Origin of the sequence: Pseudoalteromonas sp. SR45-6 (assembly GCF_014163545.1) — a bacterium.
GTDB lineage: Bacteria > Pseudomonadota > Gammaproteobacteria > Enterobacterales > Alteromonadaceae > Pseudoalteromonas > Pseudoalteromonas rhizosphaerae.
Map to the genome: position 1 here is coordinate 1 of NZ_JACJDM010000152.1, position 815 is coordinate 815.

At 40.2% G+C, this 815-nt stretch carries 1 pseudogene; it reads right to left on the minus strand.

Annotated elements, in window-relative coordinates:
• Nucleotides 1-329 precede the first annotated feature (329 nt).
• Nucleotides 330-815, minus strand: a pseudogene (locus H5158_RS22615) (hypothetical protein); the annotation flags it as partial.

Consider the following 815-nt stretch of genomic DNA (forward strand, 5'->3'; position numbering starts at 1 on the left):
AACGAAATTAAGATGACACCCATCTTAACTATTCAGAGTGAATATCGTTTTTATTCTTCAATTTGCGCGGCGTAAAGCCCCGCCTACGCAAATTTAAACAGCTATATTACATCGCCTGTAGGCGGCAGTTTACCTCGTGCATGGTTTGATTTTTTTCTACCTTATGACTAAGATGCGCGTATTTAAAGTGGCTCTCTTCTTAATTTCCTTTTTACTTCCTTAGTCGTCAGTGTGCCAATAAACCTAGATGGGTGCATAACCCCTAGGCTTGAATTCCATTTTTAATTTTTATCAGAATCCTAGTTGCATGCTATACATAAAGTCATCTTTTAAGGTATTCCCATAAACAACTGCAGTGCTAAGCGCTTTGCTTTGTATTTCCATGTTAGTTTTTCGATACGCTCAGGCTCACCTTTAAAATGCAGCCAAGGTTTGGTTATTTCTTCGTTCGGTGTCGCTCTGAGCCAATTAAAATGCGCAGCCTCTTTATTAAATTTCTGCCAAATTTCGACTTGTTGAGCAAGCGAAAAGTCGCTCCAAAAATTATTGGGTCTGTCATTTTGCTTATCAAATTCAGCGGTGAGTTCATCAAGGTGGCGGCAGTTTTCATACTCAGGCACATCAGGCAGTGGTTGGTTGTTATCCATAAACCGCACTACTCGTTCCCAATATAAATAGCAGTTCATCGGGTTATTTGAGTTATCAGGCACTTGAACAGCTATTTTAGTCTCAGGGTATTTATCCTCATCAATATGACTAATAAAAGGCACAAACCCCATTACACCCGGGCGTGTTGCCACTATATCAAGGTGGCA